Raw genomic sequence first — 4,613 nt, forward strand, 5'->3', positions numbered from 1 at the left:
CTGACGGCAACCCAAGGTGACGTCAGCACGAACAAGGCGGTCGTGACAACGGCGGGCACGCTAAATGTGACGACGAGCGCCTCCCTGCACAACACGGAAGGCACCTTGCAGGCGGGTCAACTGGATCTGCATGTGGGTAATCTGGACAACACCAAGGGCACCATCTTGCAGACGGGCACGGGCGATACGAGCATCGTCACAGGCAAGCTGGACAACACGGCTGGCCGCATCGCGGTCAACAGCACAAACTTGAACATCGATGCCGTCAGCGTTACCAACAAGGATGGCAAGATCGAGCATGCAGGCACGGGGACATTGAATCTGCAGGTGGGCGTGCTGGACAACAGCAAGGGCCGCATCACGTCCGCTGCGTCGGCGGACATCGTCAGCAAGGGCGTACTGAACAATACCGACGGCGTGATGGCAGCGACTGGCGACTTGCATGTGGGCGGCGTGAATATCGACAACACGCGCGGCGTCTTGCAGGCGGATATGTTGCGTCTCGATGCGGCGACCTTGCTGAACCAGCAGGGGACAGTGAGTGCCGGCACGGAATTAACGGCCAAAATCAGTGGTGACCTGAACAACGCCGGCCTGTTGTATGCAGGCCGCAACCAGCAACTGACGGTCGGCGGATTACTGAACAACAGCGGTTCCATCGCCTCCGTTGGCAACACCAATATTTCCGCTAATAAAGTGACCAGCAGCGGCTTGCTGGGCGCTGGCGTGAAAGCGGACGGTAGCCTGGGCACTGCGGGCGACTTGACCATCAGCGCGGATGGCGTCTTGCAGGCGAGCGGGCAGAACCTCGTGGCGGGTAGCGCTCAATTGACAGGCGCATCGGTCGATTTGTCGGGTAGCCAGACGGGCGCGGCGAACATCGCCATCACGGCAAATACTGGTGATGTCGTGACGAACAAGGCCGTGATTTCCGCCAGCAACGTGCTGGCCATCACGGCCAACGCGAACAATGCCCAGTCACTGGTGAACAGCCAGGGCCAGCTGGTCGCGGGGCAGTTGCAGCTGAACGTGGCGAACCTGAACAATGCCAGCGGCGAAATCGTGCAAACGGGCAGCGGCGACACCGTCATCACGACAGGCAAGCTGGACAACACGGCAGGCCGCATCGCCGTCAACAGCGCGAACCTGGCCTTGAACGCGACGGTGCTGACGAACGTCAATGGCAAGCTGGAACACGCGGGCGCCGGCATCCTGGCGATTAACGCAGGACAATTCAACAACCAGCACGGCAAGATCACGGGCAATGGCAAGCTCGATATGACGGCCGCCACCCTGGATCATCGCAATGCGACGACGGTGGCCAATCAACTGACCGTCAACGTCGGCAGCCTGGACAACCGCGTCGGCAGCCTGGCGCAGACAGGCACCGGCCTGATGACGGTGAGCGCCACCGGCCAGCTGGACAACACGGGCGGCAAGATCGAGGGCAATGGCGATGCGCTGGTGAAGGCCACGACCTTGCTGAACAATGCGGGCCGCATGGTGGCGGCGCAGGATGCAACATTGAACGTGGGCAGCCTGGACAATACGGAAGGTACAGTGGCGGCAGGGCGCAACCTGGTATTGAGCGGTGGCGACATCGACAATACCAAGGGCCAGTTGCAGGCCGTGGCCGGCAACGCCACCCTGAACGTGGTTGACCTGAACAATACCGCAGGCAACGTGTTTGCCGGTGCCAACCTGAACGCGACACTGGCCAGCCTGAACAATACGGGCAGCCTGTATGCGGCAGGCAACCAGACCTTGACCGCCAGCGGCGCCATCGTCAACACGGGCGTCATCGCGGCACAAGGCAACAACAGCATCACGGCAAAGACGCTCGACAGCAGCGCCAGCAGCTTGCTCGGTGCCGGCATGCAGGCCGATGGCAAGCTGGGCACGGCTGGCGACCTGACGATCAGCACTACACAAACGCTGGCTGCGCATGGCCAAAACCTGGCGGCGGGCAATGCCAAACTGACTGGCGGCACGCTCGATATCGGCGGCAGCCAGACTAGCGCCAGCAACATCGGCCTGACGGCAACGCAGGGTGATGTCATGACTAGCAAGGCGATCGTCGCGACAACGGGTACCTTGAACGTCACGACAAACGCCACCTTGCACAACACGGAAGGCAGCTTGCAGGCGGGCCAGCTCGACCTGCACGTGAACAATCTGGACAACGCAAAAGGCACGGTGTTACAGACCGGCGCGGGCGATACCGTTATCCGGACGGGTAATCTGGACAATACTGGCGGGCGCATTGCCGTCAATAGCAGCAATCTGACCCTCGCAGCGAACGCACTCACGAATGCCGCTGGCAAGATCGAGCACGCGGGAGCGGGAACGCTGGCAATTACGACGCCAGCCTTCAATGGTGCCGGCGGGACGATTACGGGCAATGGCATGGTCGATATCGTTGCCGGCACGTTCAACCACAGCATGGCGACCACTTCTGCCCAGCAATTGCGTATGACGGCCGATGCGATGAGCAATCAGGGCGGCAAATTGCAGTCGACAACGGCGCTCACGGTGCAGGTGGCGCAGGAATTGGACAATCGCAGCGGCGTCATCGCAGCAAATGGTGTGCTGCAAATGACGACAGGCAGTCTGGAGAATGCAAAGGGCAATATTAGCGCACAAGGCGATGTCACAATATCGTCGCAGGGGGCACTGAACAACAAGGAAGGCACGATCGTTGGCAAGGAGAATGTGCAGGTACATGCCTTGGCCTTGGACAATACGCAGGGCGTAGCGCAGGCCGCGCGTGGTGCCTTGGGTGTGACGGCTGCCGGCCTGGTCAACGCAGCCGGCGAACTCAGTGCCGCCACCGACCTGACGGTGGCCGTCACTGGTGACATGCTTAACAGCGGCTTGCTGTACGCCGGCGCCCAGCAGTCGCTCGACGTAGGCGGCAGCCTGGTCAATACCGGATCCATCGCCGCGTTGGGCAATACCAGCGTGAAGGCGGGCAGCGTGTCCGGCAACGGCTTGCTGGCGGCTGGCTTGACGACGAATGGCGCGCTTGCGCAGGCGGGCGACTTGACTGTGCGCAGCACTGGCGTCCTGCAGGCAGGTGGCAAGAATCTCGCGGCCGGCACTGTTGCGCTCAGTGGGGCATCGCTGGACCTGGCAGGTAGCCAGACCAGCGGCAGCAATATTACCTTGAGCGCTGGCAGCGGCAATATCACGACCGCCAAGGCGGTGCTCGGTACGGCTGGTCTGCTGAGTATTACGGCCAGCGCGCAGAATAGCCAGGCGCTGCTCAATCAAGGTGGCCAGTTAAGCGCCGGGCAGCTTGATGTCAAGGTGGCTAACCTCAATAATGCCGGCGGCAGCATCATCCAGACGGGAAGTGGCGATAGCGCCATCAACCTGGCTGGAGCGGGCCAGCTGGACAATACTGCCGGGCGTATCGCTGTCAACAGCCGCAATCTCCAGTTGACGGCAGGAACCTTGACCAACGTGGACGGCAAGATCGAGCACGCGGGTAGCGGTACCCTGGGCATCAGCGTGGCTAACCTGTATGGGCAACGCGGCCAGATGACGGGTAACGGCGCGCTCGACGTGCGCGCCACCTATATCGATCATCGCAACGCCAGCGCCATGGCGCAGCAACTGAGCGTCACCACGGCCATACTGGACAATCGTCAGGGAGAATTATTGCAGCTGGGCAAGCGCAACACATCGCTCACGGCCAGTGCCAGTCTCGACAACGCTGGCGGTCGGATTGAAAGCAATGGTGGCCTGGCACTGCAAACGGCAGACTTGCGCAATCAAAGCGGCCGCGTGCTGTCGGGTGGCGTGCTGGACGTAACGGCCAGTGCGAAACTCGACAACAGCGGCGGCACATTGGCTGGCGCTACCGGACTGGTCCTGACCGCAGGCGATGTCACCAACACACGCGGTACCTTGCAGGCGGTTATCGGCGATGCCAGGCTGCAAGTGAAAGACCTGGACAATAACGGCGGCAGCGTCCTTGCTGGCGGACAATTGGTCACGCATGCAGCCAATGTCAGCAATAGCGGCAGCATGTACGGCGCATCGCAAGTGCTGAATGCCACGGGACTGGTGAGCAACAGCGGTACGATCGCCGCGCTAGCCGATACCAGCATCACGGCCGCCAGTCTCGACAGCGGGGCGGGCGGCCTGCTGGCGGCGGGCATGCAGGCGGACGGCAAGCTGGCAGGCACAGGGAATCTGCTGGTCACGACGGCGCAGCAATTGCGCGCAGCCGGGCAGAATCTGGCGGCAGGCAATATGAGCATGACGGGCAGCGGCGTCGATCTTGCTGGCAGCGTGAATAGCGCGGCGAACATCGCGCTGACGGCGACGCAGGGTAATGTCAGCACGGCCGGCTCCAGCATCGGCACGGTCGGTACGCTGAATGTGAACGCGCAAGCGGGCAATGGCCAGACGTGGGATAACAGCCGTGGCGATATCGTGGCCGGTCAATTGGTGGTGCAGACGGCTAACCTGAACAATAGCAAGGGCAGCATCGTGCAGAGCGGTAGCGGCGATACGTCTATTGTCATGCGCGCGCCAAATGGCGCACTCGATAATACCGATGGCCGGATTGCCGTCAATAGCGCCAACCTTACCCTGGGTGCCGC

1 protein-coding gene is annotated in these 4,613 nt (G+C 61.9%); it reads left to right on the top strand.

Going from position 1 to position 4,613, the window contains the following annotated elements:
- Positions 1-4,613, top strand: a 4,613-nt coding sequence (locus tag J0O65_RS26700) for a beta strand repeat-containing protein (protein WP_502793600.1), incomplete at both ends; no start/stop codon positions are given.

Origin of the sequence: Janthinobacterium sp. JC611 (assembly GCF_018682595.1) — a bacterium.
Lineage (GTDB): Bacteria > Pseudomonadota > Gammaproteobacteria > Burkholderiales > Burkholderiaceae_D > Janthinobacterium.